Genomic DNA, 274 nt, shown 5'->3' with positions numbered 1-274 from the left:
TACGAGGACGAGGCGCCCGAAGAGGAGCCCTACGAGGACGAGGCGCCCGAGGAAGAGTTCTACGAGGACGAGGAAGAGGACGAGGCGCCCGAAGAGGAGCCCTACGAGGACGAGGCGTACGAGGACGAGGCGCCCGAAGAGGAGCCCTACGAGGACGAGGCGCCCGAAGAGGAGCCCGACGAGGACGAGGCGACCGAGGAAGAGTACTGCGAGGACGAGGAAGAGGACGAGGCGCCCGAAGAGGAGCCCTACGAGGACGAGGCGTACGAGGACG

General features: G+C 67.2%; 1 protein-coding gene. It reads left to right on the top strand.

From position 1 onward, the window contains the following. Positions 1-274 (top strand): hypothetical protein (locus EF903_RS36515; protein WP_185902987.1); only part of this gene is annotated, 274 nt, incomplete at both ends.

The sequence above is a fragment of the Streptomyces sp. WAC05292 genome (assembly GCF_003949955.1).
Taxonomy (GTDB): Bacteria; Actinomycetota; Actinomycetes; order Streptomycetales; family Streptomycetaceae; genus Streptomyces; species Streptomyces globosus.
This window is presented reverse-complemented; position numbering and strand designations above follow the sequence as displayed.